A 25,153-nucleotide genomic window follows, 5' to 3' on the forward strand; every position below is an offset into this window, starting at 1 on the left:
GTTGAGCGCCTGGCATCCGAAAGCTGGATGYGGCGCTTTGGGTCCTTGTCTTCCTGCCTGCCGTTGCCCAAAACCGCCAAGCGTCTCGGGTGACATTGATCAGAGCAATTCCCGGAAAAGCGCGCTGCGGTTTTCCGTCCGGAATTATGTCGACCGCATTAGGAGAGCCGATGCTTCGCGGACTATACGACTGGACCCTGTCGCTGGCGGCGYGCAAGTCCGCCGAATGGTGGCTGGCCTTCATCGCCTTCGTCGAAAGCTCGGTGTTCTTCATCCCGGCCGACGTGCTGTTCCTGCCCATGGCGTTGGCGCGGCCCGAACGCGCCTATCGCTACGCGCTGACCGCCACGGTTGCGTCCGTGCTGGGCGGCATTGCCGGCTGGCTGATCGGCTACTATGCCTACGACACGATAGCGCGCCCGATCCTGGAGCATTTCGGCGGCCTTGCCACATTCGAGAGGTGGCAGTCGTCCGGCGCCGGGCTGATGCTGGTTCTGCTCGTAACATCCGGCGCCGCGCATCTGCCGCCGATCAAAGTCGTCACCATCCTGGCCGGCGCGCTTCACGTCAATCTCGCCGTCTTCATCGTCTCGGCCATCGTGGCGCGCGGCGCGCGTTTCCTGCTTCTTGCCTGGCTGCTGCGTCGCTATGGCGAGTCGATCAGGGAGTTCATCGAAAAGCGCTTGGGATTGATTGTCGGCGCGGGCGCCGCTGCCCTGATTTTGCTCTATATCCTCGTCAGATACGCCCACGGATAGCGACGCAACAACGGACCCGATAGATGACCGCGACGATGAATGCCGACACCGGACGCCAGCGCACGCGCGCGGCGCTGTTTCTCGCCGTCGCCATGGCCGCGACCGTCGGCTCGGCGCTCGCCTTCCAATATATCGGCGGCTACATCCCCTGCCATCTCTGCCTCGAGCAGCGCACGCCCTACTATATCGGTGCGCCGCTGATGGTACTGGCGGCGATCACCTCGATGCTGCGAGCGCCGGCTTGGGTGACGCGAGGCCTGCTGGCGATCGGCGGCCTGTTGATGCTCTACGGCCTCTATCTCGGCGTCTACCACTCCGGCGTCGAATGGGCGTGGTGGCCGGGCCCTGCCGACTGCACCGCCGGCGCCGGCCCGGTCGACACCGGCGGCAAGGGCGTGCTCGACGCGCTCGACAAATTCGTGCCGCCCTCCTGCGACAAGGCGGCGCTTCGCATCCTGGGTCTGTCACTCGCCGGCTGGAACGCCATCRCCAGCCTCATCCTCGCCGCAGTCGCCTTCCGCAGCGCGCTCGCGCGCGACTGAGCCAAATTCGATTGAGCGGCGCGACGCAGAGTTCGGACAAAAATTCGGCAGGCTGAGTCGAATGGTGCGGTTTTCGAGAACCGGAGCGGAGCGTACTTAAGTACGTGAGCACCGGAAGCGCAGAAAACCGCGGCAGTCGGCCGGCATGACGGATTTGTGCCGAACTCTACGGCTCCAACTCGACATCCCAGTACAGATAATCCATCCAGCTTTCATGCAGATGGTTGGGCGGGAACAGGCGGCCGTTGTTGTGCAGGTCGTGCACCGTCGGCTGATAGGGTTTCTGCAGCGGCCACATCTTGGCTTGGGCCGGCATCATGCCGCCCTTGCGAAGATTGCAGGGCGAGCAGGCGGCGACGACATTCTCCCAGGTCGTCGCCCCGCCGCGATGGCGCGGGATGACGTGGTCGAACGTCAGATCCTCCGGCGTGCCGCAATACTGGCATTGGAAGCGGTCGCGCAGGAACACGTTGAAGCGGGTGAAGGCGGGATGCCGCGACGGCTTCACATAGGCTTTCAGGCTGACCACGCTCGGCAGCTTCATCGAGAAGGTCGGCGAGGAAACGGCGTGCTCGTATTCGGCGACGATGTTGACCCGGTCGAGGAAGACAGCCTTGATGGCGTCCTGCCACGACCAGAGCGACAGGGGGTAATAGCTGAGCGGACGGTAGTCCGCATTCAGCACCAGCGCGGGAAGCCCATCCGGAGATACGGCAACCGTCACGTCCTTCGCCTCCTTCGTTCTAAACCGAACGGCGCGGATACTGTAAGCCCGACATGACAGGGATGTGAAGCGGATTGTCTCTCGCCGAAACCCTCAAAAACGCATGATTTTCATGCTTTTTTGGTCATTTCGACGGGAGGCGCCGCGTCTCTGCCCTTCAGTTCGCGGTAATAGGCCCAAAAAAGCCGCGACGCGACACCCCGCCAGGGGCTCCATGATTCGGCCAGCCGGATAAGCATTTTCTCCGGCGGACGCGGGTCGATGCCGAGCGCATGGCCGACCGCCGTCTGGAGCGCGACGTCGCGCGCGGGGAACACATCCGGGTGGCCGGCGGCGAACAGCAGGTAGCACTCGGCCGTCCACGGGCCGATGCCCGGCACGGCCGTCATCGCCGCGATCGCCTCGCCGGCTTCCAGGGTGCAGAGGTGATCGAGATCGAGCCCGCCGGCCACCGCTTCGGCCACGGCGAGCAGCCCGCGCTGCTTCGGCCGCGACAGCCCGGCCTCGCGAAATACGTCTTCGCCCGCGGCGAGGATTGCCTGCGGCGTCAACGGGTCGACCAGCCTGACCAGCCGGCCGAAAATGGCATCGGCGCTCGCGCGGGACACCTGCTGCGAAACGATGATCGAGGCGAGGCTTTGAAAGCCCGGCTCCGACAGCCGCAGCGGCACCTCGCCCGCTTTGCCGCGCACCGTCTCCAGCCGCGGATCGATCCGGCAGAGCGCGTCGAGCCCTGCCGCAATGTCGTCGAGCGAGGCGATGCGTTGCACGTTTGCTTGTTCCCAGGGCGACAAATGATGGCTAACTATCAACCGGCGGAAGCACCTCACAACCTGAATGCCGCCTGAAAGATGACGCTCCTGACATTCCGCTTCGCGCCGAGCCCCAATGGCGAACTGCATCTCGGCCACGCCTATTCGGCCCTGCTCAACCAGAAGATGGCGGCGCAAGCGGGCGGACGCCTGCTGCTGCGCATCGAGGATATCGACATCACCCGCTGCACGCCGCAATTCGAAACCGGCATTTTCCGTGACCTCGAATGGCTGGGGTTGCGCTGGGAAGCACCGGTGCGCCGCCAGTCAGAACATTTTGCCGAATACCGGGCGGTGCTGGACCGGCTGATCGCCGAGGAGCTCGTCTATCCGGCTTTCATGAGCCGCGGCGAGATCCGCGCCTTCATCGCCGAGACAGGCGGCCGCGACTGGCCGCGCGATCCGGACGGCGTGCCGCTCTACCCGCCGCTCGACAAGGCCTTGCCGGCCAGGGAGCGCAAGCGGCGGCTTGCCGAGAACATGCCCTTTGCCTGGCGGCTCGATGTCGAGGCGGCGACGGCGCGCCTCGCGGCCGGCCTGTCATGGACAGAGTTCACCGACGAGACGATGTCCGCGACGCGAGCGATCGAAGCGCAACCGCAGGCCTGGGGCGACGTCATCGTCGCCCGCCGCGACATCCCGACCAGCTACCATCTCGCCGTCGTCCTCGACGATGCGCTGCAAGGCGTCAGCCATGTCGTGCGCGGCCAGGATCTCTATTCGGCGACCGGGGTGCAGCGCCTGCTGCAGGAATTGCTCGGCCTCTCGCCGCCGCGCTATTTCCACCACCGCCTGATTCTTGGCCCGGATGGCCGGAAGCTCTCCAAGAGCTTCAAGGATACCGGCCTAGCCGCGCTTCGCGAGGCAGGCGTGTCGCCGCAGGACGTCAAGCGGCTGCTTGGGCTTTGATTGCGAAAGYGCCGATTACAAGCGCGCCATCCCGGCCTTGATCAGCGCCAGCACGCTGATGAAGGAAAAGGCGCCGCCCAGCCCCCAGGCAACCGCCAGCTTGAGATCRCTCAGGCTGATGCCATGCTTGTTGGCGATCACCACCGCGGCAAAAAAGCCGAAGATGAACAGCAGCGTGTTGCCGGTCGGACCGAAGGCGCCCTCTTTCATGATCGCGTCGAGCAAAGTGCCGAAGAAGAAACCGAAGGCGGCAATGATCGCGAAGGCGAACAGAAGCCAGGTTGTGTCCAGATGCAAAAACATGCCTCACCATGGCGCGGCGATGCGCCATGCCCCTGTTGGCACGGTTTGTTGAATTCAACTTAGCTTATGGATCAACCGTTTCGTTTTGCTTGCGGGATTGATCGGCATTAGAGCAATTGCCGTCATCAACCGTTCACCCCGGCAGCTTTCCCCCAATGCAGAGCATCAAGCGGTTCATTCCCGCCTCCTTCGTCGTCCTGTGGGCGACCGGCTTCATCGGCGCGCGCTACGCCATGCCCTGGGCGGAACCCTTCACCTTCCTTGCCATCCGCTTCGTGATCGCGGCGATCCTGTTTGCCGGCCTCACCGTTCTCATCGGCTCGCGCAAGGCGACGCGCGAAGAGGCGCTGCACGCGACGGTGGCCGGCGTCCTCATGCACGGCATCTATCTGGGCGCCGTCTTCTGGGCGATCCACAGGGGCATGCCGGCCGGACTTTCGGCGCTGATCGTCGGCCTGCAGCCGCTGATCACCGCCGTGCTCGCCGGAAAGTTCCTGGGCGAAGCGATCCTGCCGCGCCATTGGGCCGGCCTTGCCGTCGGCCTGCTCGGCGTCGTCATCGTGCTCTGGCCGAAGCTCGGCATGCTGGGCGGCGGCGTCACGCCGGCGACGCTGACCGCCTCACTCGTCTCGGTGCTCGGCATGAGCGCCGGCACGATCTGGCAGAAGCGCTATGCCTCCGGCGGCGATCTGGTGTCGGCCACGATGTGGCAATATGTCGGCGGCTCCGCCGTGATGATCCTGGGCTCGCTCTTCCTCGAGACGCGCGCCGTCACCGTCAATGGCGAGCTGATCTTCGCCATGGCCTGGCTGGTGCTGGTGCTGTCGGTCGGCGCCATATTCCTGTTGATGGTGATGATCAGGGACGGCGAGATGTCGAAGGTCGCCTCGCTGTTCTACCTCGTGCCGGCCGTGACCGCGGTCATCGCCTGGATGCTTTTCGACGAGCAGCTCAACCTGCTGCAGATCRCCGGCATGGCGATCGCCACGCTTGGCGTCGCCCTGGCGACGGCGGGGCAGGACAGGAAGAGGAATTGAAGAATTGAAGAATTGAAGAATTGAAGAACTGAGAACTGAGGAACTGAGGAACTGAGGAACTGAGGAACTGAGGTGACAATAACTGGTGCTGATTTTCCTTCTTGATTTCTTCAATTCATCAATTCTTCAGTTCTTCAATTCCTCTTTCCGCCCAACTCAGCCAACGCGCGCCCGCGCCTCAAGATACCGACTGATCGAGGCGTTGAGCTCACCGCCCAGGATGAAGATCGCCGAGATGATGTAGAGGAAGACGACCGCGATCATGATCGAGGCGAGTCCGGCATAGGTCGTCACATAGGACGAGAAATGGTCGAGATAGGTGGCGAAGATCGTCGATCCGACCAGCCAGGCGATGAGCGTGAAGACGATGCCGGGTATGATCGAGACGAAGCGGCGCTTGCCGGCCGGCAGCCAGATATGCACCGAGAACAGCCCGATGACGATCACCGTCGAGGCGATCACGTAACGCCAGATGGTGATCGTGCCCATATAGGGCTTGATCCACTCCAGATGCGCTTCCGCCAGCCGCGCGAGCAGCGGCGCGAACACCAGAAGCACGCTGATGGCGAGAAAGCAGGCAGTGGCGATCAGCACGAAGATGATGCTCTGCACCCTGCGGTGGATGATGCCGCGCGTCTCGGTGACCCGGTAGGCGCGGTTGAGYGAGGTGCGCAGCGCCTCGATGCCGTTGGACGCGAAATAGGCCGCGAGCAGCACGCCATAGGTCAGAAGGTCGGTGCGCCGCACGGTGAGCACGTTCTGCACCTCGTGGGCGATCGGCTTGGCGATCTGCTCCGGCCATGTGTCGAAGACCAGGTGCACGRCCGTGTCGGCGAAGGCGCGCGCCCCGAGGAAGCTGGYAAGCGTGGTGGCGAAGATCAGGAACGGAAACAGCGCCATCAGCGAGGTGATCGCCAGATGGCTGGCCATCGCCCAGCCGTCATCGGTGTTGAAATGGCCGATCGCATCGTAGAGCACGCGCTTGACGGCGACGATATTCCGCAGCAAGGGCCCGCGCTCCGCTCGATTGTGTCAACGCCGCGAATATGGGAAGTGATTGCGGCAAATGGCAACCCCAGGTCCCATAACGCGCCCCGCCGCCGAAGAGTTGCGCACCGTCATCGTCACCGGGGCTTCCTCCGGCATCGGCGCCTATTGCGCGCGGGCGTTGAAAGCGGAAGGCTGGCGGGTCTTCGCCACGGCGCGCAAGCCGGACGATATCGCCGCGCTCGAGGCCGACGGACTGGAAGCCTTCTATCTCGACTATCGGGAACCCCAATCGATCGCGGCGCTTGTCGATGCGGTGCTGGAGCGCACCGGCGGCACGCTTGACGCGCTCTTCAACAACGGCGCCTACGCCCAGCCCGGCGCCGTCGAGGACTTGGCCGTCGCGGCGCTTCGCGAGCAGTTCGAGGCCAATTTCTTCGGCTGGCATGATCTGACCCGGCGCATCGTGCCGGTCATGCGCCGCCAGGGCCACGGCCGCCTCGTCCATTGCTCCTCGATCCTCGGGCTGGCGCCGGTCCGCTTCAGGGGCGCCTATTCGGCCTCCAAGCACGCCATCGAAGGCCTGATGCTGTGCATGCGCCAAGAGCTCGAAGGCAGCGGCATCCACCTCTCRCTGATCGAGCCGGGACCGGTGACATCGAAGATCGCCAGCAACGGCCTCACCTGGTTCCTGAAAAATATCGATGTCGAGAATTCCGTCCACCGCGCCGACTATCAGGCGCAGCTCGCCCGGCTTCAGGCCGGCGGCAGCGTGTCGAAGCTGAAGCCCGGGCCGGAGATCGTGCACAAGGCGCTGCGCCACGCGCTTCTGTCACAGCGCCCGCGTCCGCATTATGTGGTAACGCTGCCGGCCAGGATCGGCGTGGCRCTGAAGCGCATCCTGCCGGCGTCCCTGCTCTACCGCGTGCTCGCCAGGCGCRCCTGACCGAACCTGAACCGGAGCCAGCCAGATGCTTATCGCCTTGAAGATCCTCGCCATCGTCGCGATGGCCGCCGTGGTGATCGTGCTGGTCCGCGGCCTGATCAACATGATGCGCGGTGGCTCGGGCATCACCTCGAACAAGCTGATGCAGGCGCGCATCATGCTGCAGGCCCTCGCCTTAGCGTTGTTGTTGCTGGTGGTCTATTTCACGCGCAAATAGCGGGGTCTCAGCAATTCCAGGAAAAGTGTGACACGGTTTTCCGTCCGGAATTGCGTCAAATCGCTTAAAGGGGGACGGCATGGTCAAGCTCAACAAGATCTASACCCGCACCGGCGACGACGGCACGACAGGGCTCGGCAGCGGGGAGCGGCGGCTGAAATCGGACCTGCGCGTCGACGCCTACGGCACCGTCGACGAGACCAACGCCTGCATCGGCCTGGCCCGCATCCACACCGCCGCCGAACATCCCGCGATCGACGCCATGYTGTCGCGCATCCAGAACGACCTTTTCGATCTCGGAGGCGACCTCGCCGTGCCGGACGATRGCAAGCCCCTCGAATACGAGCCGCTGCGCATCGTCGCCGCCCAGACCGATCGCGTCGAGCAGGACATCGATGCGCTCAATAAGGAGCTGCAGCCGCTGAAATCGTTCGTCCTGAATGGCGGCACGCCCGCGGCCGCCGCGCTCCATCTGGCCCGCACCGTAGCGCGCCGCGCGGAGCGCCTCATGGTGGCGCTGGCGCAGGATCCGGCCGAGCACGTCAACCGCGAGGCGCTCAAATACATCAACCGCGTCTCGGATTTCCTGTTCGTCGCCGCCCGTGCGGTCAATGACAATGGAAAGGCCGACGTGCTATGGGTTCCCGGCAAGAACCGCTGAATCCGGAGGCGGGAGGGTCCGATGTTCATCCCGCTCTACGACACCAACAGGCTGCGCCACATCCGGCTGCAATATGTCACCATCGGCCTGATCGTGGCGAATGTGCTGGTCTATCTGGCGACCACGCTTGGCGGCGAGAACTTCRCCAATGCCGCGGTCCTCGGCCYGGGCTTCATCCCCTCAGTGGTCCACGACAAGGTCGAGCTATCGCCTGAATTCGTCGTCATTCCCGAAAGCCTCAGCTACCTCACCTATTCCTTCCTGCATGCCGACATCTTCCATCTCGGCGGCAACATGCTGTTCCTCTGGGTGTTCGGCGACAATGTCGAGGATGCGCTCGGCCACATACGCTATCTGATCTTCTACCTCGCCTGCGCGGCGGCGGGCGCGTTCGTCCAGGGATTGGTGGGCTGGGATTCACAGGTGCCGCTGATCGGCGCCTCTGGCGCCATTGCCGGCGTCGTCGCCGCCTATCTGATCCTCTATCCCCGGGTGAAAGTCTGGGTGCTGGCCTTTGCCCGCATTCCGTTGCGCATCCCGGCTTTCATTCCGCTGATCCTGTGGATCCTGTTCCAGATCGTGATGTTCGCCGCGGGCGGCGAGGACCAGATCTCCTGGGCCTGCCATATCGGCGGCATCATCGCCGGATCGATCCTGGTGCTGGTGCTGCGCAGCCGCGGCGTGCCGCTGCTGGCCGGCGCCGACGGCGAGCCGGACCCGACGCCCAACATCCAGCAGCCGCCCCTCCCCGTCGAGCCGGCGGGCGGCGATCCGGCGCAGCCGGCCTCGCAATGGGGCYGTGGAGCAGCGACGCCYCGGGACTGAACCGATTTGGGTGTGTCGTGGGATATTGACGCGCCGGTTTGCCGCCACTACGGAAACGGCACCGCTGGGCGGATATTCCGCCCGTAATGTCGGCTTTCGACAACTCTGACAGGGCGCACGCTGCTATAGCGCCCCGACTATCTCAGGAGAGGTGACAGGAAAATGAAGATCCTTGTGCCCGTGAAGCGGGTTGTGGACGCCAACGTCAAGGTCCGGGTGAAAGCCGATGGACTGGGCGTCGAGCTTGCCAACGTCAAGATGGCGATGAACCCGTTCGACGAGATCGCGGTCGAGGAAGCGATCCGCATCAAGGAAGCCGGCAAGGCGGAAGAGATCATCGTGGTGTCGATCGGCCCGCAGCAGGCGCAGGAGACGCTCCGCACCGCGCTCGCCATGGGCGCCGACCGCGCCATCCTGGTCAAGACCGACGAACAGACCGAGCCGCTCGGCGTCGCCAAGGTGCTGAAGGGCGTGGTCGAAGCGGAGAAGCCGGGCCTCGTCATCCTCGGCAAGCAGGCGATCGACGACGATTCGAACCAGACCGGCCAGATGCTGGCCGCACTCCTCGGCTGGGCCCAGGGCACCTTCGCCTCCAAGGTTGAGCTCGCCGGCGACAAGGCCAAGGTGACGCGCGAGGTCGACGGCGGCCTGCAGACGGTCGAATTGAAGATGCCGGTGATCGTCACCGCCGACCTTCGCCTCAACCAGCCGCGCTATGCCTCGCTGCCCAACATCATGAAGGCCAAGAAGAAGCCGCTCGACGAGAAGAGCCCGGCCGACTACGGCGCCGACGTCAAGCCGCGCCTCAAGGTGATCAAGACCGAGGAGCCGGGCGGCCGCAAGGCGGGCGTCAAGGTGAAGTCGGTGGCCGAGCTCGTCGAGAAGCTCAAGAACGAAGCCGGCGTGCTCTGAAGCGATCGGGAAAGGACAAAGAAAATGGCAATTCTCCTCATCGCCGAACACGACAATTCAAGCCTTTCCGACCAGACCGCCAAGGCGCTGTCGGCCGCTCTCCAGATCGGCGCGGAAGTCGACGTGCTGGTGGCCGGCAAGGGCGCCAAGGGCGCGGCTGACGCCGCCGCCAGGCTGAAAGGTGTCCGTAAGGTGCTGCTCGCCGAGGCCGACGAGCTCGCCGAGCGTCTCGCCGAGCCGACGGCGGCTCTCGTGGTCTCGCTTGCAGGCGGCTACGACACGATCATCGCGCCCGCTACATCCGCCGGCAAGAACATCGCCCCGCGCGTCGCCGCCCTGCTCGACGTCGCGCAGGTGTCGGAAATCATCGAAGTGGTCTCGCCGGATACCTTCAAGCGGCCGATCTATGCCGGAAACGCCATCCAGACCGTGCAGTCGACCGACGCCAAGAAGGTCATCACGGTGCGCACCGCTTCCTTCTCAGCAGCACCCGAAGGCGGTTCGGCCTCGGTCGAGACGGTCGGCGCCGCCGCCAACCCCGGCCTGTCGTCTTTCGTCGAGAACAAGCTCTCCGAGAACGACCGTCCGGAGCTGACCTCGGCCAAGATCATCATCTCCGGCGGCCGCGCGCTCGGCTCCTCGGAGAAGTTCCAGGAGGTGATCCTGCCGGTCGCCGACAAGCTCGGCGCCGCGGTCGGCGCTTCGCGCGCCGCGGTCGACGCGGGTTACGCGCCGAATGACTGGCAGGTCGGCCAGACCGGCAAGGTGGTCGCGCCCGATCTCTACATCGCCGTCGGCATCTCCGGCGCCATCCAGCACCTCGCAGGCATGAAGGACTCGAAGGTTATCGTCGCCATCAACAAGGACGAGGAAGCGCCGATCTTCCAGGTTGCCGACTACGGCCTGGTCGGCGATCTCTTCGTCATCCTGCCGGAGCTGCAAAAGGCGCTTTGACGCCGCCAGTTCTGGCATATTAAAATCCGAAGGGTGGGGTAGACGAAGTCGCCCCGCCCTTTTAGTTTGCACTGCACAAAAAGCAGGCCGCCAAGGTCTGAGCCATTCCGGCGGTTTGCATCGGAATTGCTAGGAAYAAACAAGCAGGAGCGTTCGGCTTCAACGAAGCGGGATTGCTCCGGACGGGATTGGGGTCATGAGCAAGATCGAGACGATCGGCATTGTCGGCGCGGGCCAGATGGGTGGCGGTATCGCCCATGTCTCGGCGCTGGGCGGCTACAAGGTCCTGATCCACGACATATCGGCCGACCGGATCGAGAAGGGTATCGCCACCATCAGCGGMAACATGGCCCGCCAGGTCGGCTCCGGCAAGCTCGAGGAAAAGGCGCGCAACGAAGCGATGGCGCGCATCTCCGCCGCCCCGGCCATGGCCGATCTCGCCGCCGCCGACCTCGTGATCGAAGCGGCGACCGAAGACGAGACGGTCAAGCGCAAGATCTACGCGCAGCTCTGCCCGCAGCTCAATCCGGAAGCGATTCTCGCCACCAACACCTCGTCGATCTCRATCACCCGGCTTGCCGCCCAGACCGACCGCCCCGAGCGCTTCATCGGCATCCACTTCATGAACCCGGTGCCGGTGATGAAGCTGGTCGAGCTGGTGCGCGGCATCGCCACGGAGGATCAGACCTTCGAGGCGGCCAAGACCTATGTGAACCACCTCGACAAGACGATCACCGTCTCGGAGGATTTCCCGGCCTTCATCGTCAACCGCATCCTTTTGCCGATGATCAACGAGGCGATCTACACGCTCTACGAAGGTGTCGGCACGGTCGATGCCATCGACACCGCCATGCGGTTGGGAGYCAACCATCCGATGGGGCCGCTGCAGCTTGCCGATTTCATCGGCCTCGACACCTGCCTGTCGATCATGCAGGTTCTGCATGAGGGYCTGTCGGATTCGAAATACCGCCCCTGCCCGCTGCTGGTGAAATATGTCGAGGCCGGTTGGCTCGGCCGCAAGACCAGCCGTGGCTTCTACGACTATCGCGGCGATCATCCGGTGCCGACGCGCTGATCTTTTCCGATTGAGCGTCTTCGCAACGATTCAGGACGCCGCTGCGAGCGGCAACGACGTGACGCCGTCTTTCGAAACCTCGTCAGGCGAAGCTTCGTCCGGAGCGGCGGAAACGCAGCCGCGGCCGGCCGCCTTGGCGGCGTAGCAGGCGGCGTCGGCCCGGGCGATGATCTCGTCGACCTCGCCGCAGCCGGCGCGGATCGGCGCGAGCCCGATGCTGGCGCCGATCGAATGCGGGCGCCCGTCCCAGCTGAAATTGAGATTACGGATCGCATCGATGATCGAGCGCGCCGCGACCGGCCCGCGCTCCCCGGCGCCCGATTTGAGAAGGACGGCGAACTCGTCGCCRCCGAGCCGCGCGACGATGTCTTCCGGACCAAGCACATTGCGAAGGGTGTCGGCCACGCGCTTGAGCAGCGCATCGCCGGCGGCATGGCCGCCGGTGTCGTTGACCGCCTTGAAGTGGTCGAGGTCGACGAACATGAACTGGTGCTCGCCGCCATTGAGGCGGCACTGGTCGACAAACTCCTCCATGGTGCGGATGAAGCTCGAACGGTTGGCGAGCCCGGTCAGCGCGTCATGTGCGGCGGCATAGGCCAGTTGGCGCTGCAGCGCGCGTGCGTCGGTGAAATCCTGGAAGACGATGACCAGGCCGCAGAACTCCTCGCGGTCGTTCATGATCGGCGACACCACCTGGCGGATGCTGCAGCGCGTGTCGTCGCGCCGCACCAGGACCGCTCGCGTGTTCTGGTCGCAATGCGGCCGCTCGCCCGCCGGAGGGCGCGAAAGCCCGATCCTGTGCCCGCTCTCCTCATCGACCGCCCAATAGACATGGCCGAGCACCTTGCCCATGGCCTCGCCGACATCGACGCCGGTAAGCTTTTCGGCGATCGGGTTCATGAAGGTGATGCGGTTGGCGGCATCGGTGCAGATCACCGCGTCGCCTATCGACTGCAGCGTCACACGGAGTCTCTCCTTCTCGTCGGCCAGCATGGCCGCGGAAACCTTGAGCCGTTCTTCGGCCTRCTTGCGCTCCGTGATGTCGGTCAGGCTGCCGATGGCCCGGACGAGCCGGCCCTGCGCGTCGCGCTCGATCGCCTTGCCGCGGTCAAGGATCCAGACCCAATGGCCGTCCTTGTGCCGCRTCCGGAACTCGGCCTCGAAGAAGGGCGTCTCGCCGTCAAGATGCGCGCGATCCGCTTCGGCGACGATTTCGCGGTCGTCCGGATGGATCATCGTCAGCCAGCGGTCGGGGTCGCCGTCGAGTTCACCATCGGCATAGCCCAGCATCTTGACCCAGGTTTCGGAATAGGTCGTGYCGCCCTTGCGCATGTCGAGGCTCCACATACCTTGCCCGGCGCTGGTCAGCGCGAAATTCCAGCGCGTCTCCGCCTCGGCGATGCGCGCCTCGGCCTGCTTACGGGCGTCTATGTCCTCGATCTGCGACACGAGATAGAGCGGACGGCCTGTCTCCTCTTCTCGAATGACCGAGCCGGCAAGCTGCGCCCAGACCGGAGTGCCGTCCTTGCGCAGATACCGCTTCTCGAAGTGGAACGAGTGGATCTTGCCTTCCTTCAGGCTCATCATCGTCTCGCGGCCGATCTGCAGATCGTCGGGATGCGTGATCTGGAGGAAAGTCAGCGCCTCGATCTCCGGGCGTGTGTAGCCGAGCATATCGGCGAAGGCAGGATTGGCCTGAACGATGCGCCCGTCGAGGCCGACAATGGCGACGCCGATCGCCGAATCCTCCATGGCGCGACGAAAGCGCTGTTCGCTTTCGGCGATCTGCCGACCGTCGTCGATGATCCTGCGAATGAACAATCCCGAGAAAAACAGCGTCACGGCCGTGATGGCGACGGATATCTGCAGGCAGACTTTCAGCGCCTCTTCACCGAGCCCCAGCGCCGRCAGCAAGACCGATGCGGCCAGGGCAACCAGTCCCCCTGCCATGAACGCGAACACGGCACGCTTGCCGGCCCGCGGACCTTTCCAGTTCAACCACGCCACGATGCGATCCCACCCAACACGCAACTGCACGTTGCCATAACCCTGGCGGATCGGTTTTAAGGAATGGTTGCGTGGACGGCGGCCATCGCTCCGCTAACCGRCAAACAATTGCCGGCATGATTAAGGTACTGTTTCCAAACAGCATCAAAGGATCAGGGTGCGGCGGCTACCAGCGCACGAAGAGCCGGCCGCCAATGGCGCCGAGCAGCGTGAGGAAAGCGATGGCGACCGTATACCAGGTGGYGACGAAGAGCGGCGAATCGTCGAAGCAATGCGCGGCATAGAAGGTTGCCGCGAGCCCGCCCGCGAGCAGRCCGGCCACCGCGCCCGCCAGCACCGGCCGCGTCGGCGCGCCGTAGCGCAGCATGCCGAGGAAAACCGCCAGCGGACCGATGCCGATCAGCGGGATGAAGCTCATGCAGATCATCATGTTGGAGCCGATAAGCCGCTTGCCCCAATCGGCCTCGGGCACGACGAAGAGCTCCAGAACCACAGCCAGCACGACCAGAAGCGGCGCGGCGAGCATCCAGGCCATCCTCCGCCCGGTCGAAGCGCCCGGCACCGACAGCGCGCGAATCAGCGCGAAAGCGCTGGCCGCGAGCACCAGCGTAAACACGAATTTCGACATGAAGCGCATCGTATGCATGGCGGGCATGATGTCGGGGCGCGGCCCGATGGTCGCAAAGAAGACCACCGCGGCGATCGCTACGGCCACGCCGACCGCCAGCCACCAGGCCTTGCCGAGCGGCATCGCCTTGTCCCGGGCATCGGCGTCGAGCGCCTTGATGAGATCCTCTGTCCTCATGTYACTGTCGTCCAAACCGTTTGGCGATCGCGGCGAGACCGCGATGCAGCGAGACGCGCACCRCCGTCTCGCTGATCCCGAGCTTGCTCGCCGTCTCGCCGATCGAATGGCCGTCGACCGAGATCGACGACACCACCGAGCGCTGCGCCGGCGGCAGCCCGTCGAGCGCCCGGTTGATGTCGCGCTCGCTCACCGTTTCCGCCTCCGGTTCCGCGAAGGTTTCGGCGATCTCATCGATCTCGACCTCGATACGCCGTCCGCGCCGGCGGAAAGCGTCGATCAGCTTGAAGCGGGCAATTGCGTAGACCCACGGCAAGACCGGCGCATCCTCGCRCCAAGTATGCCGTTTGACGTGAATTGCCAGCAAGGTTTCCTGCACGACATCCTCGGGGTCGACCCCGCCMTGTACGATCTTGCGCCGGACAAAGYCGCGAACGAGAGCGGCAATCCGGTGCAGAAAGTCGGCATACGCCCTTTCATCGCCCGCGATCGCAGCCCTGAACAGCCCGGAGAGCTCGGCCTCGTCCTTGCCGGTCACAGAGTCCACTCCCCCGATTTTCGTGCTTCGGCCCTGGTTTGTTACGTGGCCGGCGAAATAATGTCCAAGCCAAACTGCCGCAAAATCACGAAAGTTTGCGGCGCGGCGACCGATTGAAGCAGGGTCACAATGTTGACTACAACAATCAGGTATTGATAGGAGCAGCCATGTTCGAACCCCTGTCTCCAGTTTTAAGGACGATGCCCATGAAAATTGCCCTTTCCACGCTTGCCGGCGCCGTGCTGGCGCTCGGCCTGATCGCCGGCCCGGCCATGGCCGAGGATCAAGGCATCGTCGTCTACAATGCCCAGCATGAGAGCCTGGCCAAGGAATGGGCGAAAGGCTTCACCAAGGAAACCGGCATCAAGGTCACGCTGCGCAACGGCGGCGACAGCGATTTCTCCAACCAGATCGTCGCCGAGGGCGCGGCCTCGCCGGCCGACGTCTTCTTGACGGAGAATTCTCCGGCCATGGCGCTGGTCGAGGCTGCGGGCCTGTTCGCGCCGGTCGACGCCGAGACCCTCGCCCAGGTTCCGCAGGAATACCAGCCCTCGAGCGGGAAGTGGGTCGGCGTCRCCGCCCGCAGCACCGTCTTCGCCTATAACAAGGACAAGCTCAAGGAAGACCAGTTGCCGAAGTCGCTGCTCGATCTCGCCGATCCGAGCTGGAAAGGCCGCTGGGCCGCATCGCCGTCGGGCGCCGATTTCCAGGCCATCGTCAGCGCGCTGCTGCAGATCAAGGGCGAGGCTGCCACCGCCGGCTGRCTGAAGGCGATGAAGGAGAACTTCACAGCCTACAAGGGCAACTCGACGGTGATGAAGGCGGTCAATGCCGGCGAGATCGATGGCGGCGTGATCTACCACTATTATTGGTTCGGCGATCAGGCCAAGACCGGCGAGAACAGCAAGAATGTCGGCCTGCACTATTTCAAGAACCAGGATCCGGGCGCGTTCGTTTCGGTTTCGGGCGGCGGCGTGCTGGCATCGAGCAAGCATCCCAAGGAAGCCCAGGCCTTCCTGAAGTGGGTGACCGGCAAGGGCGGCCAGGACGTGCTGAAGACCGGGACCTCGTATGAATATGCGGTCGGCAAGGATGCCCAGTCCAACCCGAAGCTGGTGCCGCTGGCCGATCTGCAGGCGCCGAAAGTCGATCCGGCGACGCTGAATTCCAAGAAGGTCATCGACCTGATGACGCAAGCCGGCTTGCTTTAGTTCGCGTTCGTCCTAAAAGGGCGAACGACCGTGCTCCCGCGGCAATTCGCCTTCCGCGGGAGCGTTTTTGTTTGGAGATCGCTTCGTCGAATGACGATCGGCTGCGCCTCGAGCCGCTTGCGCGGCGTATCAGATCGCTTCCGCCATGCGGCGCCGGCGACATGGCAGCGCGCCTGATGCAGTCGGCGATCGACATGACCCCGGCAAGGTTGCCGGTGGGCGCGATGAAGAAGCGCCGGTCCATGTCATGGATCACGCTCGCCGCGGCTCTGATCTCGCTCATCGCGCTGTTGCCACTCGCCTTCATCGTCTGGATCGCGATCCAGACCGGCTTGGATACGGTGGTGGCGCTGATCTTCCGTCCGCGCGTCGGCGAACTGCTGGTCAACACCGGACTCCTCGTCATCGTCACCGTGCCGATCGCCATCGCGCTGTCGGTGGCRCTGGCCTGGCTGACCGAGCGCAGCGACCTGCCGGGCAATCGGCTTTGGTCGTGGCTGTCGGTCGCGCCRCTCGCCATCCCCGCTTTCGTGCACTCCTATGCCTGGATCAGCTTCGTTCCGGGCCTGCACGGGCTCTGGGCCGGCGTGCTGGTCTCCGTCATCGCCTATTTCCCGTTCCTCTATCTGCCGATCGCCGCCGCGTTGCGCCGCCTCGACCCGGCGCTGGAGGATGCCGCGGCGGCACTCGGTCTTGGCCCGTGGCGGGTTTTCGCGCGCGTCGTGCTGCCGCAACTGAGGCTCGCCATCTGCGGCGGCTCGTTGCTGGTCGGCCTGCATCTCTTGGCCGAGTACGGTCTCTATGTCTTCATCCGTTTCGACACGTTCACCACCGCGATCGTCGACCAATTCCAGTCGACCTTCAACGGTCCGGCCGCCAACATGCTGGCCGCCGTGCTGGTGGTCTGCTGCCTTTTCCTGCTCGTCCTCGAAGTGATGATACGCGGCGAGGAGCGCTATGCCCGCGTCGGTTCCGGCGCCGCGCGCAAGCAACRACGCGCTCGCCTCGGCCGCGCCACCTTGCCATGCCTGCTTTTGCCCGCCGGCGTCGCGCTGCTGTCGCTCGGTGTGCCCTTCGTCACCATAGGCCGCTGGCTGCTCGCTGGCGGCACCGACGTCTGGCGGTGGGACGAGATCGGCCTGGCGCTCGGCCAGACGCTGTTCCTTGCCATCGCCGGCGCGGTGCTTGCAACGATTGCCGCCATGCCGATGGCCTGGATCTCGATCCGCGCCCCGGGGCGGCTGCAACGCCTGCTCGAGAGCTGCAATTACATCGTCGGCGCCTTGCCGGGCGTGGTCATCGCGCTGGCGCTGGTGACCATCACCGTGCGCGTCGCGCTGCCGCTCTACCAGACACTGTTCACCATCCTGTTCGGTTACGCGCTGATGTTCCTGCCGCGCGCGCTGATAAGCCTGCGCGCCTCGATCGCGCAGGCGCCGGTGGAACTGGAGCGCGCCGCCTCCAGCCTCGGCCGGCCGCCGGTCAAGGCGTTGTGGTCGACCACCGTCCGTCTGTCGGCGCCGGGCGCCGCGGCCGGCATGGCCATGGTGGCGCTCGGCATCACCAACGAGCTCACCGCCACCCAGATGCTGGCGCCCAACGGCACCCGCACGCTGGCGATGGCTTTCTGGTCCTATAGCGGCGAGATCGACTACGCCTCCGCTGCCCCTTACGCGCTGATCATGGTGGCGATGTCGCTGCCGATGACCTGGTGGCTCTACATCCAGTCGAAGCGGATGGCCGGACGATGAGCTTCCTCGAACTCAGCGGCGTCGCGAAAAGCTACGGCCCGGTGACGGCGCTCGCCGGCGTCGACCTGAAAGTCGAAAGCGGCAGCCGCACAGCCATCGTCGGCCCGTCCGGCTGCGGCAAGACCACCTTGCTCAGGCTGATCGCCGGCTTCGAGGCGCCGGACCGCGGCCGCATCGCGCTCGACGGCAAGGTGCTGGCCAATGGCGGCGCCGCCGTGCCGGCGCATCGCCGCGGCATCGGCGTGGTCGCCCAGGATGGCGCCCTCTTCCCGCATCTCAGCATCGCCGACAATATCGGTTTCGGCATCGCGCGGAATGCCGGCAACCGGGCCGAACATATCGTCGAGCTCGCCTACATCGTCGGATTGGACAAGGCGGTCCTGAAACGTCGGCCGCATGAGCTTTCCGGCGGCCAGCAGCAGCGCGTCGCGCTTGCCCGCGCCATGGCGATGAAGCCGAGGCTGATGCTGCTCGACGAGCCGTTCTCGGCCCTCGACACCGGGCTTCGCGCCTCGATGCGCAAGGCGGTGGCCGAGCTTCTGGAGGAGGCGGGCATCACCACCATCCTGGTCACGCACGACCAGGCCGAGGCGCTGTCCTTCGCCAGCCAGGTGGCGGTGATGCGCGACGGCCTGTTCTCGCAGGTCGGCACGCCGCGCGAGCTCTATTTTAAGCCGCGGGACAGGATGGTCGCCGAGTTCCTCGGCGACGCCATCATCGTGCCCGCCAGGATCGCCGACGGCTTCGCCGTGTCACGGCTCGGCCGCATCGCGGTCGACACGAACGAACGGCGCGATGTCGCGCGCATCATGCTCAGGCCCGAGCAAATCCTGCTCAAGCTCACCTCGCGCGAAGRCATGTCGGGCACGCCGGACATGCTGTTCGGCGAAGTGACGGACTGCGAGTTCGCCGGCTCGGTCTGCACCGTCGCGGTGCGGCTGCTCAACAGCCCGGATCCGCCCGATGCGGYGGCCATCGGCAACGCGCCGCTCATCCTGCGCAGGACAGGCATGGACGCCCCGGCTGTCGGCGAGATCGTGCRCCTCACCGTCACCGGCAAGGCGCATGTGTTCGTTTAGCCTCTAACTTGAAAATAATGCAATTTTGCATTATTTTTGGAAACTCGGAGGCACATCATGACGACATTGACGGTTACCGCGAGGGGCCAGGTCACCTTCCGGAAGGACGTGCTCAAGCACCTCGGCATCCAGCCCGGCGACAAGATCCGGCTCGATCTTCTGCCCGGTGGACGGGCGGAACTGAAAGCCGATCAGGGCAAGGGCTCCTGGCAGGAGCTGAGCGGGATGCTCAAGGGCAAGACGAACGGCGCACGGCTGTCGATCGAGGAGATCAACGATGCGATCGCCGACGCCRGCGCTTCGAGCGGGATGCGTGGACTCGAGCGCAAGTGAAGGTCAGCCTCGACACCAACGTGCTGTTGCGCCTTGTCATCGGCGACGACGAAGCGCAGCAGYGGACAGCAGCCGCGACCCTGGAAGAAGCCGAACTGGTCGCGATCAGCGTTCAAGCGCTCTGCGAGTTTGTCTGGGTGCTGGACAGAAGTTACCGGGTCGCACGGCCCGATATATCCGCCTCGATCCGCCGCATCCTCGACATGCGCAACGTCGTAGCCAACCGACCGACGATCGAGGCGGGCCTGGCCGTGCTCGACGCCGGTGGCGATTTCGCCGATGGCGTGATCGCGTTCGACGGTCAGTGGCTCGGTGGCGAAACCTTCGTGTCCTTCGACAGGAAAGCGGTAAAGCTGGTCGAGGGACAGGGAACGCCGACACTGCTGCTCGGGTGATCTACCGCACCCGCTGCCCCGTCGCCGGTGACCAGAGCGGCCATTGCTCCAGGAAATCGTGGCTGTGGATGACGACGCGGGCGCCGTCGATCAGGATGATCGAATAGGCGGGCGGCGCCTGTTCGACCATTTCGTCGCCGACGAGGTCGAGCATGAAGCGGGCATGCAGGCCGCGCTGCACCGAGAACGGAATGCCGGCGACGGTGCCGGCGATGTCGCGGTGGACATGACCGAAGAAGATGTAGCGGACATTGCCATGGCGGGTCAGCACATCGATGAGCCGCTGCGGCTGTTCGAGGCCGAGCGGGTCGAGCAGCGTCAGCCCGAGCTCAACCGGCGGATGATGCAGGAAAATATAAGCCGCCTTGCCCRCCGCCTCGCCAAGCCGTGCGTCGAGCCAGCCAAGCCGGCTGTCGCACAACTCGCCCGTCACGCGRCCTTCCGCCAGGCTGTCGAGGAAAACAAGCCGCCCTTCCGGCGTATCGAAAACCGACTGCGCGAAGCCGTTGCTGTCGGTTCCGTTTTCCGGGAAGGCGGCGATGAGGTTGGCGCGCCGGTCGTGGTTTCCGGGCAGCAGCCGGTAGGGCACTGTGAGTCGGCTCAGCGCCGCCTTCAGGTCGGCATAGCTCTCGGCCTCTCCGTCATCGGTCAGGTCGCCCGTGAAGATGCAGAGCGTCGCATCGCCGTGACGTTGATTGATATGATCGATGCATCGATCGAGACGCTCATTCAGATTTGCGCCATAGCGCATCTCGCGCCGACGACCGAGATGGACGTCGGTGACCTGGATTATTTTCATGCGTGAACCCTCAATCAGTTCTTTCGAAATCGCGGGAAGGATCGCCTACAGCGCCGGCTCCGGCAGCGAGGCCTTGAACACGTCGAGCCTGCCGCCTGTCTCCGAGGAGAAGAAATGCAGGTCCGCCTCTGCGAACTGCAGGCCGACCGTGCTGCCCGGTTCGGGATGGACGGTCTCCGACGTCACGATAGAGAACGGCGCGCCGTCGAGATCGACATAGATGACCCGGCCGGCGCCCAATTCCTCGATGAGGTCGACGCTCGCCGCCAGCGCTCCGGGCGTGCCCGGCGCCACCATGCGCACCGCCTCCGGCCGGATRCCGACCGCGACTTTCGCGCCGACGGGCAGGCCCGTGCGCGACACGTTGAGCTTGCGGCTGTCGCCGAGYAGCGACAGCCCATCGAGCGTGACGGTGCCTTCCAGCATGTTCATCGCCGGCGCGCCGACGAAGGTGGCGACGAAGCGGCTTGCCGGCCGGCTGTAGACTTCCGCCGGCGTGCCGACCTGCTCGAYGCGGCCGCCATTCATCACCACCAGCCGGTCGGCCAGCGTCATCGCCTCGACCTGGTCATGCGTGACGAAGACCGAGGTGGCGCTGAGACGCCGGTGCAGCTTGCGGATCTCGGAGCGCATCTGCACGCGCAGCTTGGCGTCGAGGTTGGAGAGCGGTTCGTCGAAAAGGAACACTTTCGGCTCGCGGATCATGGCGCGGCCCATGGCGACGCGCTGGCGCTGGCCGCCGGAGAGCGCCATCGGCTTGCGGTCGAGCAGGTGCTCCAGCTCCAGGACGCGCGCCACCGCCTGGATGCGCTGGGCGCGTTCGGCCGACGGAACGCCTGCCACCTTCAGCGAATAGCCGATGTTCTGCGCCACGCTCATATGCGGGTAAAGCGCATAGTTCTGGAACACCATGGCGCAGCCGCGCTCGCGCGGTTCGAGCTTGTTGACGACCGTGTTGTCGATCGCGATCGTGCCGTCGGAAATCTCTTCCAGCCCGGCGATCATCCTGAGCAGCGTGGACTTGCCGCAGCCCGACGGCCCCAGGATGACGACGAATTCGCCCGAGGCGAAGTCGAGGTCGACGMCGTGCACGACCTGCGTCTTGACGTAGTTCTTCTTGACGCCGCGAATAGTGATGGAGGCCATTTTCCGTCTCCCTTATTTTTCGGTGGCGATCAGGCCGCGCACGAACCAGCGCTGCATCAAGACCACCACGAAGAGCGGCGGCAGCATGATGATAAGCGTGCCGGCCATGGCGATATGCCATTCCGGCGCGCCGCCGACATTGGGGATGAGCTGCTTCAGCTCGGTCACCGCCATCGCATGCGACTGATCGGTGGTGATAAGCAGCGGCCACAGATACTGGTTCCAGGCCCACAGGAACATGATGGTGCCCAGTGCCGCCATGTTGTTGCGCGACAGCGGCAACAGGATATCGACGAAGAAGCGCAACGCGCCGGCGCCGTCCATGCGCGCGGCCTCGGTCAATTCGTCCGGCACGGTCAGGAAGAACTGGCGGTAGAGGAAGGTGCCGGTGGCGGTCGCGATCAGCGGCAGGATCAGGCCGCTATAGGAATTGAGCAGCCCGAGGCTGAGCTGGACCTGAACGCCGGAAACCTTCTCGATCAGCCAGGACAGCCCTGTCAGGTCCATGATCGTCTGGTAAGGCTCGAGCACATTGGCGACCACCGCATAGGTCGGCACGATGCGCACTTCGAGCGGCAACATCAGCGTGATGAAGATCAGCCAGAAGATCAGCATGCGGCCAGGATAGCGGAAATAGACGATCGAGAAGGCCGTCAGCGCCGAGATGATCACTWTGCCGGCGGCAACGCCGAATGCCATGATGAAGGAGTTGAAGAGCTTCGGGCCGAGATCGGCGGTCGTCCACGCCGTCTTGATGTTGACCCAGAAATCGCTGCCCGRCAGCAGCGACATCGGCACGTCGTTGACGTCCTTCAGATTGTGCGAGGCGGCGATCGCCACAATGACGAACGGCGCCACGCAGAACACGAAGCCGGCGAACAGGATGAGATGCGTGAAGAAATTGAGGATCGGGGTGCGCTCGACCATGGCCCGCCTCAACGATAATGCACRCGCCGCTCGATGAAGCGGAACTGGACGATGGTAAGCGCGACGATGAGCAGCATCAGGATGATGCTCTGCGCGGCGGCCCCTGAGTAATCCAGGCCTTTGAAGYCGTCGGAATAGATCTTGTAGACCATCAGATTGGTGGCGTTGGCCGGTCCGCCGGCGGTCATGATGTCGACGATGCCGAAGGAATCCTGAAAGCTCTCGGTGATGTTGATGACCAGCAGGAAAAAAATGGTCGGCGTGATCAGCGGGAACTGGATGTCCCAGAAGCGCCGGATGACGCCGGAGCCATCCATCGCAGCCGCCTCGATCAGCGAACGCGGGATCGCCTGGAAGGCGGCGAGGAAGAAGATGAAATTATAGCCGACATATTTCCAGGAAAAGGCGATGATGATCGAGGCCATCGCGTCGGCGCCGTCGAGGCCGGGATCCCAGAGGCCCGGCCAGAATTTGTTGACGACAGCCATGAAGCCGGCCTCCGGCGCCAGGATGAAGCGAAACGCCAGCGCCAGAGCCGGCGCGGCGATGCCGTAGGGCCAGATCAGAACGACGCGGTAGAGCCATGAGCCGGCAAGCTGCCGGTCGGTTAGGGCGGCGAGCACCAGCGCGATGACCATCGCCAGGCCCGTGCTGATGCCGGCGAAGATCATGCTGGCGGTGATGGAGTTCCAGTAGTCGGCGTTGGCGAGGATCGAACGGAAATTGTCGAGCCCGACCCAGATGTTGCCGCCGCCCCAGGGCTGCTGCAGCGTCAGCGACCAGTAGACCGCCTGGCCGGCCGGCCAGTAGAAGAGGGTGAAGATCAGGAACAGTTGCGGCACCGCGAACAGGATGCCGATCGTCCATCTGCCGAAAGTGACGCGTTTTTCCATCGATCCGCCGATGCAGTGGAACCATCAGCCCGCCTTCGCGGGACAGATTAGAGCATGTCTCCCGAAAGTGGGAACCGGTTTCGGGACAAAGACATGCGTGGAATCAAAACCATATGAAATGGCCGCCCGTCGAGGTTCGACGGGCGGCCGTTCCGCTATCCGGGATCAGGGCAGGGTCTTACCCGGATAGGTCTGCTGGAAGCGCTCTAGGATGGCGTCGCCGTTCTTGACCAGCGTGTCGAGGCCTTCCTGCACGCTGACCTTGTTGGCGAAGATCGCCTGCATCTGCGTGCCGAATTCGGCGCGGATCTGGGTGAAGTTGCCGAGGCGCACACCACGGGTGATCTCGGTCGGCTCCGACGCGGTCAGGCTCTCGATCRCCACTTCACGGCCCTTATAAGGCGCCTTGTCGTAGAAGCCGTTGGACTTCATGAAATCGAAGCCCGACTTCGTCACCGGGATATAGCCGGTGTTGGTCGACCAGAACAAAGCGGTCTTGGGGTCGTGGATGAAGTTGAGGAACGCGGCCGCGCCCTTGTATTCGGCGTCCGACTTGCCCGACAGCACCCACAGCGAAGCGCCGCCGACCAGCGAGTTCTTGCGCTCGGTGCCGGCATAGACCGGCAGCTCGGCGACGTCCCAGTTCATGCCTTCCTTCTGGGTGCGGCCGACCGTGCCGTGATCGCCGACAGAGGTCAGGATGACCTGGCAGGTGCCGGTCGCGAAGGCCTGTACCATGTCCTGACCGAGATCCTTCGACTTGATCTTGATCAGGCCCGCGTCATACCACTTCTTCAAGTCGGTGACGTATTGGACGAACTTGGTCTTGTTGACTTCCAGACGCGCGTCGAGACCGTCATAGCCGTTGTTCTTGGTGGYGACCGRCTGGTTGTGCAGCRCCGAGAACTGCTCCATCAGCTGCCAGCTCTCGTTGGCCGAGATGTTGATCRCCATCGGGCAATCATAGCCGGCGTCCTTCAGTGCCTTCAGGTCGGCGCCGACATCTTCCCAGGTCTTCGGCGCCTCGGTCTTGCCGATCTTGGCGAAGGCGTCCTTGTTCCAGTACATCAGCGCCGTCGACGAGTTGAACGGGAAGGACAGCATCTCGCCCTTCGACGTCGCGTAGTAGCGGGCGATGCCGGGGAAATAGTCGCTGTAGTCGATCTTGTAGCCGTTCTCCTCCATCAGCTTGTCGGCGGGCTTGTAGGCGCCCGACAACATCATGGTGGCGGTGCCCACGTCATAGACCTGGACGACGGTGGGCTGCTTGCCGGCGCGGAAGGCGGCGATCGTGTTCTGCAGCGTGGCGTCGTAATTGCCTTGGCTGGTGCAGACGACCTCGTAGTCCTTCTGGGAATCGTTGAAGTTCTTGCACAGMGTGTCGACGACGCGGGCGAGATCGCCCGAAAGACCGAACCAGAAATCGAATTTGACCGGCTCCGCGAAAGCAGGAACCGCGAGCGCGGTGCTGAGCGCGCCGGCGGCAAGGGCAGTGAAGCCCCGCTTGATGATCGTCATGGTTTTCCCTCTTGAGTGGCAGTGTGACAAGGGTTTTTGYGCAAGTCCTTGCCCGCTCTCATAGAGAAGGTATGTGACAGTTCTGTTGT

At 64.3% G+C, this 25,153-nt stretch carries 28 protein-coding genes; 16 read left to right on the forward strand and 12 right to left on the reverse strand.

Going from position 1 to position 25,153, the window contains the following annotated elements; genetic code table 11:
• Positions 1–170 precede the first annotated feature (170 nt).
• On the forward strand, positions 171–758 hold the full coding sequence (locus tag LCM4576_RS18195) for a YqaA family protein (protein ID WP_071033571.1): 588 nt from the start codon (positions 171–173) through the stop codon (positions 756–758).
• A 23-nt stretch (positions 759–781) separates the two neighbouring features.
• Entirely contained in the window at positions 782–1,300 is a 519-nt protein-coding gene (locus tag LCM4576_RS18200; RefSeq protein WP_071033573.1) for a disulfide bond formation protein B, read from the forward strand.
• Positions 1,301–1,466: 166 nt separating this feature from the next.
• On the opposite strand, the gene LCM4576_RS18205 is transcribed toward LCM4576_RS18200, so the two are convergent.
• Both LCM4576_RS18205 and LCM4576_RS18210 read right to left on the reverse strand, forming a co-directional pair.
• Positions 1,467–2,024, reverse strand: coding sequence for an HNH endonuclease (locus LCM4576_RS18205; protein WP_027167440.1), 558 nt, complete (start codon positions 2,022–2,024; stop codon positions 1,467–1,469).
• A gap of 110 nt (positions 2,025–2,134) precedes the next feature.
• Entirely contained in the window at positions 2,135–2,794 is a 660-nt protein-coding gene (locus tag LCM4576_RS18210; protein ID WP_071033575.1) for a DNA-3-methyladenine glycosylase, read from the reverse strand.
• An 81-nt stretch (positions 2,795–2,875) separates the two neighbouring features.
• Here LCM4576_RS18210 and gluQRS point away from each other — a divergent pair, with 81 nt between their 5' ends.
• On the forward strand, positions 2,876–3,745 hold the full coding sequence (gluQRS, locus tag LCM4576_RS18215) for a tRNA glutamyl-Q(34) synthetase GluQRS (protein WP_071033577.1): 870 nt from the start codon (positions 2,876–2,878) through the stop codon (positions 3,743–3,745).
• Positions 3,746–3,760: 15 nt separating this feature from the next.
• Here gluQRS and LCM4576_RS18220 read toward each other — a convergent pair whose 3' ends face one another.
• Positions 3,761–4,048: a hypothetical protein gene (locus LCM4576_RS18220; RefSeq protein ID WP_041011325.1), complete on the reverse strand. Its 288-nt coding sequence runs from the start codon at positions 4,046–4,048 to the stop codon at positions 3,761–3,763.
• A 155-nt stretch (positions 4,049–4,203) separates the two neighbouring features.
• On the opposite strand from LCM4576_RS18220, the gene LCM4576_RS18225 reads away from it, so the two are divergent.
• Positions 4,204–5,085 carry a DMT family transporter gene (locus LCM4576_RS18225; RefSeq protein WP_071033579.1) on the forward strand — a complete coding sequence of 294 codons (882 nt, stop codon included), beginning with the start codon at positions 4,204–4,206 and terminating at the stop codon, positions 5,083–5,085.
• Positions 5,086–5,241: 156 nt separating this feature from the next.
• Here LCM4576_RS18225 and LCM4576_RS18230 read toward each other — a convergent pair whose 3' ends face one another.
• The gene (locus LCM4576_RS18230) at positions 5,242–6,093 is read right to left on the reverse strand and encodes a YihY/virulence factor BrkB family protein (RefSeq protein ID WP_071033581.1); all 852 of its coding nucleotides are present in this window, start codon (positions 6,091–6,093) and stop codon (positions 5,242–5,244) included.
• A gap of 58 nt (positions 6,094–6,151) precedes the next feature.
• Here LCM4576_RS18230 and LCM4576_RS18235 point away from each other — a divergent pair, with 58 nt between their 5' ends.
• From LCM4576_RS18235 to LCM4576_RS18265, 7 genes are all read left to right on the forward strand, one after another.
• Complete coding sequence (locus LCM4576_RS18235; protein WP_083361423.1) at positions 6,152–7,018, forward strand: SDR family oxidoreductase; 867 nt, start codon at positions 6,152–6,154, stop codon at positions 7,016–7,018.
• A 25-nt stretch (positions 7,019–7,043) separates the two neighbouring features.
• A complete protein-coding gene (locus LCM4576_RS18240; protein WP_040989242.1) occupies positions 7,044–7,235 on the forward strand; it encodes a twin transmembrane helix small protein in 192 nt (63 codons plus the stop codon).
• 79 nt (positions 7,236–7,314) lie between these two features.
• Positions 7,315–7,896: a cob(I)yrinic acid a,c-diamide adenosyltransferase gene (locus tag LCM4576_RS18245; protein ID WP_071033583.1), complete on the forward strand. Its 582-nt coding sequence runs from the start codon at positions 7,315–7,317 to the stop codon at positions 7,894–7,896.
• Positions 7,897–7,917: 21 nt separating this feature from the next.
• Positions 7,918–8,721 (forward strand): rhomboid family intramembrane serine protease, encoded by an 804-nt coding sequence (locus LCM4576_RS18250; protein ID WP_071033585.1) that lies wholly within the window; start codon positions 7,918–7,920, stop codon positions 8,719–8,721.
• Positions 8,722–8,883: 162 nt separating this feature from the next.
• Positions 8,884–9,633 (forward strand): electron transfer flavoprotein subunit beta/FixA family protein, encoded by a 750-nt coding sequence (locus tag LCM4576_RS18255; protein WP_071033587.1) that lies wholly within the window; start codon positions 8,884–8,886, stop codon positions 9,631–9,633.
• 24 nt (positions 9,634–9,657) lie between these two features.
• A complete protein-coding gene (locus LCM4576_RS18260; protein WP_071033589.1) occupies positions 9,658–10,587 on the forward strand; it encodes an electron transfer flavoprotein subunit alpha/FixB family protein in 930 nt (309 codons plus the stop codon).
• Between the two features lie 196 nt (positions 10,588–10,783).
• Entirely contained in the window at positions 10,784–11,662 is an 879-nt protein-coding gene (locus LCM4576_RS18265; RefSeq protein ID WP_071033591.1) for a 3-hydroxybutyryl-CoA dehydrogenase, read from the forward strand.
• Between the two features lie 30 nt (positions 11,663–11,692).
• Here the strand turns inward: LCM4576_RS18265 and LCM4576_RS18270 are convergent, their stop codons facing one another.
• From LCM4576_RS18270 to LCM4576_RS18280, 3 genes are all read right to left on the reverse strand, one after another.
• Entirely contained in the window at positions 11,693–13,669 is a 1,977-nt protein-coding gene (locus LCM4576_RS18270; protein WP_244510835.1) for a PAS domain S-box protein, read from the reverse strand.
• A gap of 166 nt (positions 13,670–13,835) precedes the next feature.
• The gene (locus LCM4576_RS18275) at positions 13,836–14,474 is read right to left on the reverse strand and encodes an NrsF family protein (protein ID WP_071033593.1); all 639 of its coding nucleotides are present in this window, start codon (positions 14,472–14,474) and stop codon (positions 13,836–13,838) included.
• A gap of 1 nt (position 14,475) precedes the next feature.
• Positions 14,476–15,012, reverse strand: a complete 537-nt coding sequence (locus LCM4576_RS18280) for a sigma-70 family RNA polymerase sigma factor (protein WP_071033595.1) — start codon at positions 15,010–15,012, stop codon at positions 14,476–14,478.
• Positions 15,013–15,218: 206 nt separating this feature from the next.
• Between LCM4576_RS18280 and LCM4576_RS18285 the strand changes: the two genes are divergently transcribed.
• The 5 genes from LCM4576_RS18285 to LCM4576_RS18305 all read left to right on the forward strand — a co-directional run bounded on the left by LCM4576_RS18285 (position 15,219) and on the right by LCM4576_RS18305 (position 19,781).
• Entirely contained in the window at positions 15,219–16,223 is a 1,005-nt protein-coding gene (locus LCM4576_RS18285) for an iron ABC transporter substrate-binding protein (RefSeq protein ID WP_071033597.1), read from the forward strand.
• A gap of 176 nt (positions 16,224–16,399) precedes the next feature.
• Positions 16,400–17,974: an iron ABC transporter permease gene (locus LCM4576_RS18290; RefSeq protein ID WP_071033734.1), complete on the forward strand. Its 1,575-nt coding sequence runs from the start codon at positions 16,400–16,402 to the stop codon at positions 17,972–17,974.
• Positions 17,971–19,053, forward strand: coding sequence for an ABC transporter ATP-binding protein (locus tag LCM4576_RS18295; RefSeq protein WP_071033599.1), 1,083 nt, complete (start codon positions 17,971–17,973; stop codon positions 19,051–19,053). The genes LCM4576_RS18290 and LCM4576_RS18295 overlap by 4 nt, the downstream gene beginning before the upstream one ends.
• A gap of 57 nt (positions 19,054–19,110) precedes the next feature.
• Positions 19,111–19,386, forward strand: coding sequence for an AbrB/MazE/SpoVT family DNA-binding domain-containing protein (locus LCM4576_RS18300; protein ID WP_071033601.1), 276 nt, complete (start codon positions 19,111–19,113; stop codon positions 19,384–19,386).
• On the forward strand, positions 19,383–19,781 hold the full coding sequence (locus LCM4576_RS18305) for a type II toxin-antitoxin system VapC family toxin (RefSeq protein WP_071033602.1): 399 nt from the start codon (positions 19,383–19,385) through the stop codon (positions 19,779–19,781). Before LCM4576_RS18300 ends, LCM4576_RS18305 begins: the two co-directional genes overlap by 4 nt.
• Before the next feature lies 1 nt (position 19,782).
• Here the strand turns inward: LCM4576_RS18305 and LCM4576_RS18310 are convergent, their stop codons facing one another.
• The 5 genes from LCM4576_RS18310 to LCM4576_RS18330 form a co-directional block, all read right to left on the reverse strand.
• A complete protein-coding gene (locus LCM4576_RS18310) occupies positions 19,783–20,580 on the reverse strand; it encodes a phosphodiesterase (RefSeq protein ID WP_071033604.1) in 798 nt (265 codons plus the stop codon).
• Positions 20,581–20,625: 45 nt separating this feature from the next.
• Positions 20,626–21,726, reverse strand: a complete 1,101-nt coding sequence (gene ugpC, locus LCM4576_RS18315) for a sn-glycerol-3-phosphate ABC transporter ATP-binding protein UgpC (protein ID WP_071033606.1) — start codon at positions 21,724–21,726, stop codon at positions 20,626–20,628.
• A gap of 12 nt (positions 21,727–21,738) precedes the next feature.
• Positions 21,739–22,653, reverse strand: a complete 915-nt coding sequence (locus LCM4576_RS18320) for an ABC transporter permease subunit (RefSeq protein ID WP_071033608.1) — start codon at positions 22,651–22,653, stop codon at positions 21,739–21,741.
• 8 nt (positions 22,654–22,661) lie between these two features.
• Positions 22,662–23,546, reverse strand: a complete 885-nt coding sequence (locus LCM4576_RS18325; protein WP_071033609.1) for a carbohydrate ABC transporter permease — start codon at positions 23,544–23,546, stop codon at positions 22,662–22,664.
• Between the two features lie 165 nt (positions 23,547–23,711).
• Positions 23,712–25,064 carry an extracellular solute-binding protein gene (locus LCM4576_RS18330; RefSeq protein ID WP_071033611.1) on the reverse strand — a complete coding sequence of 451 codons (1,353 nt, stop codon included), beginning with the start codon at positions 25,062–25,064 and terminating at the stop codon, positions 23,712–23,714.
• Between the last annotated feature and the right edge of the window lie 89 nt (positions 25,065–25,153).

The organism is Mesorhizobium sp. LCM 4576 (assembly GCF_001854815.1).
GTDB lineage: Bacteria > Pseudomonadota > Alphaproteobacteria > Rhizobiales > Rhizobiaceae > Mesorhizobium > Mesorhizobium plurifarium.

Bases quoted from the DNA above. Each gene is read 5' to 3' on its own strand.
- gluQRS (WP_071033577.1), top strand. From the start codon at position 2,876: ATGACGCTCCTGACATTCCGCTTCGCGCCGAGCCCCAATGGCGAACTG.
- LCM4576_RS18240 (WP_040989242.1), top strand. From the start codon at position 7,044: ATGCTTATCGCCTTGAAGATCCTCGCCATCGTCGCGATGGCCGCCGTG.
- LCM4576_RS18255 (WP_071033587.1), top strand. From the start codon at position 8,884: ATGAAGATCCTTGTGCCCGTGAAGCGGGTTGTGGACGCCAACGTCAAG.
- LCM4576_RS18260 (WP_071033589.1), top strand. From the start codon at position 9,658: ATGGCAATTCTCCTCATCGCCGAACACGACAATTCAAGCCTTTCCGAC.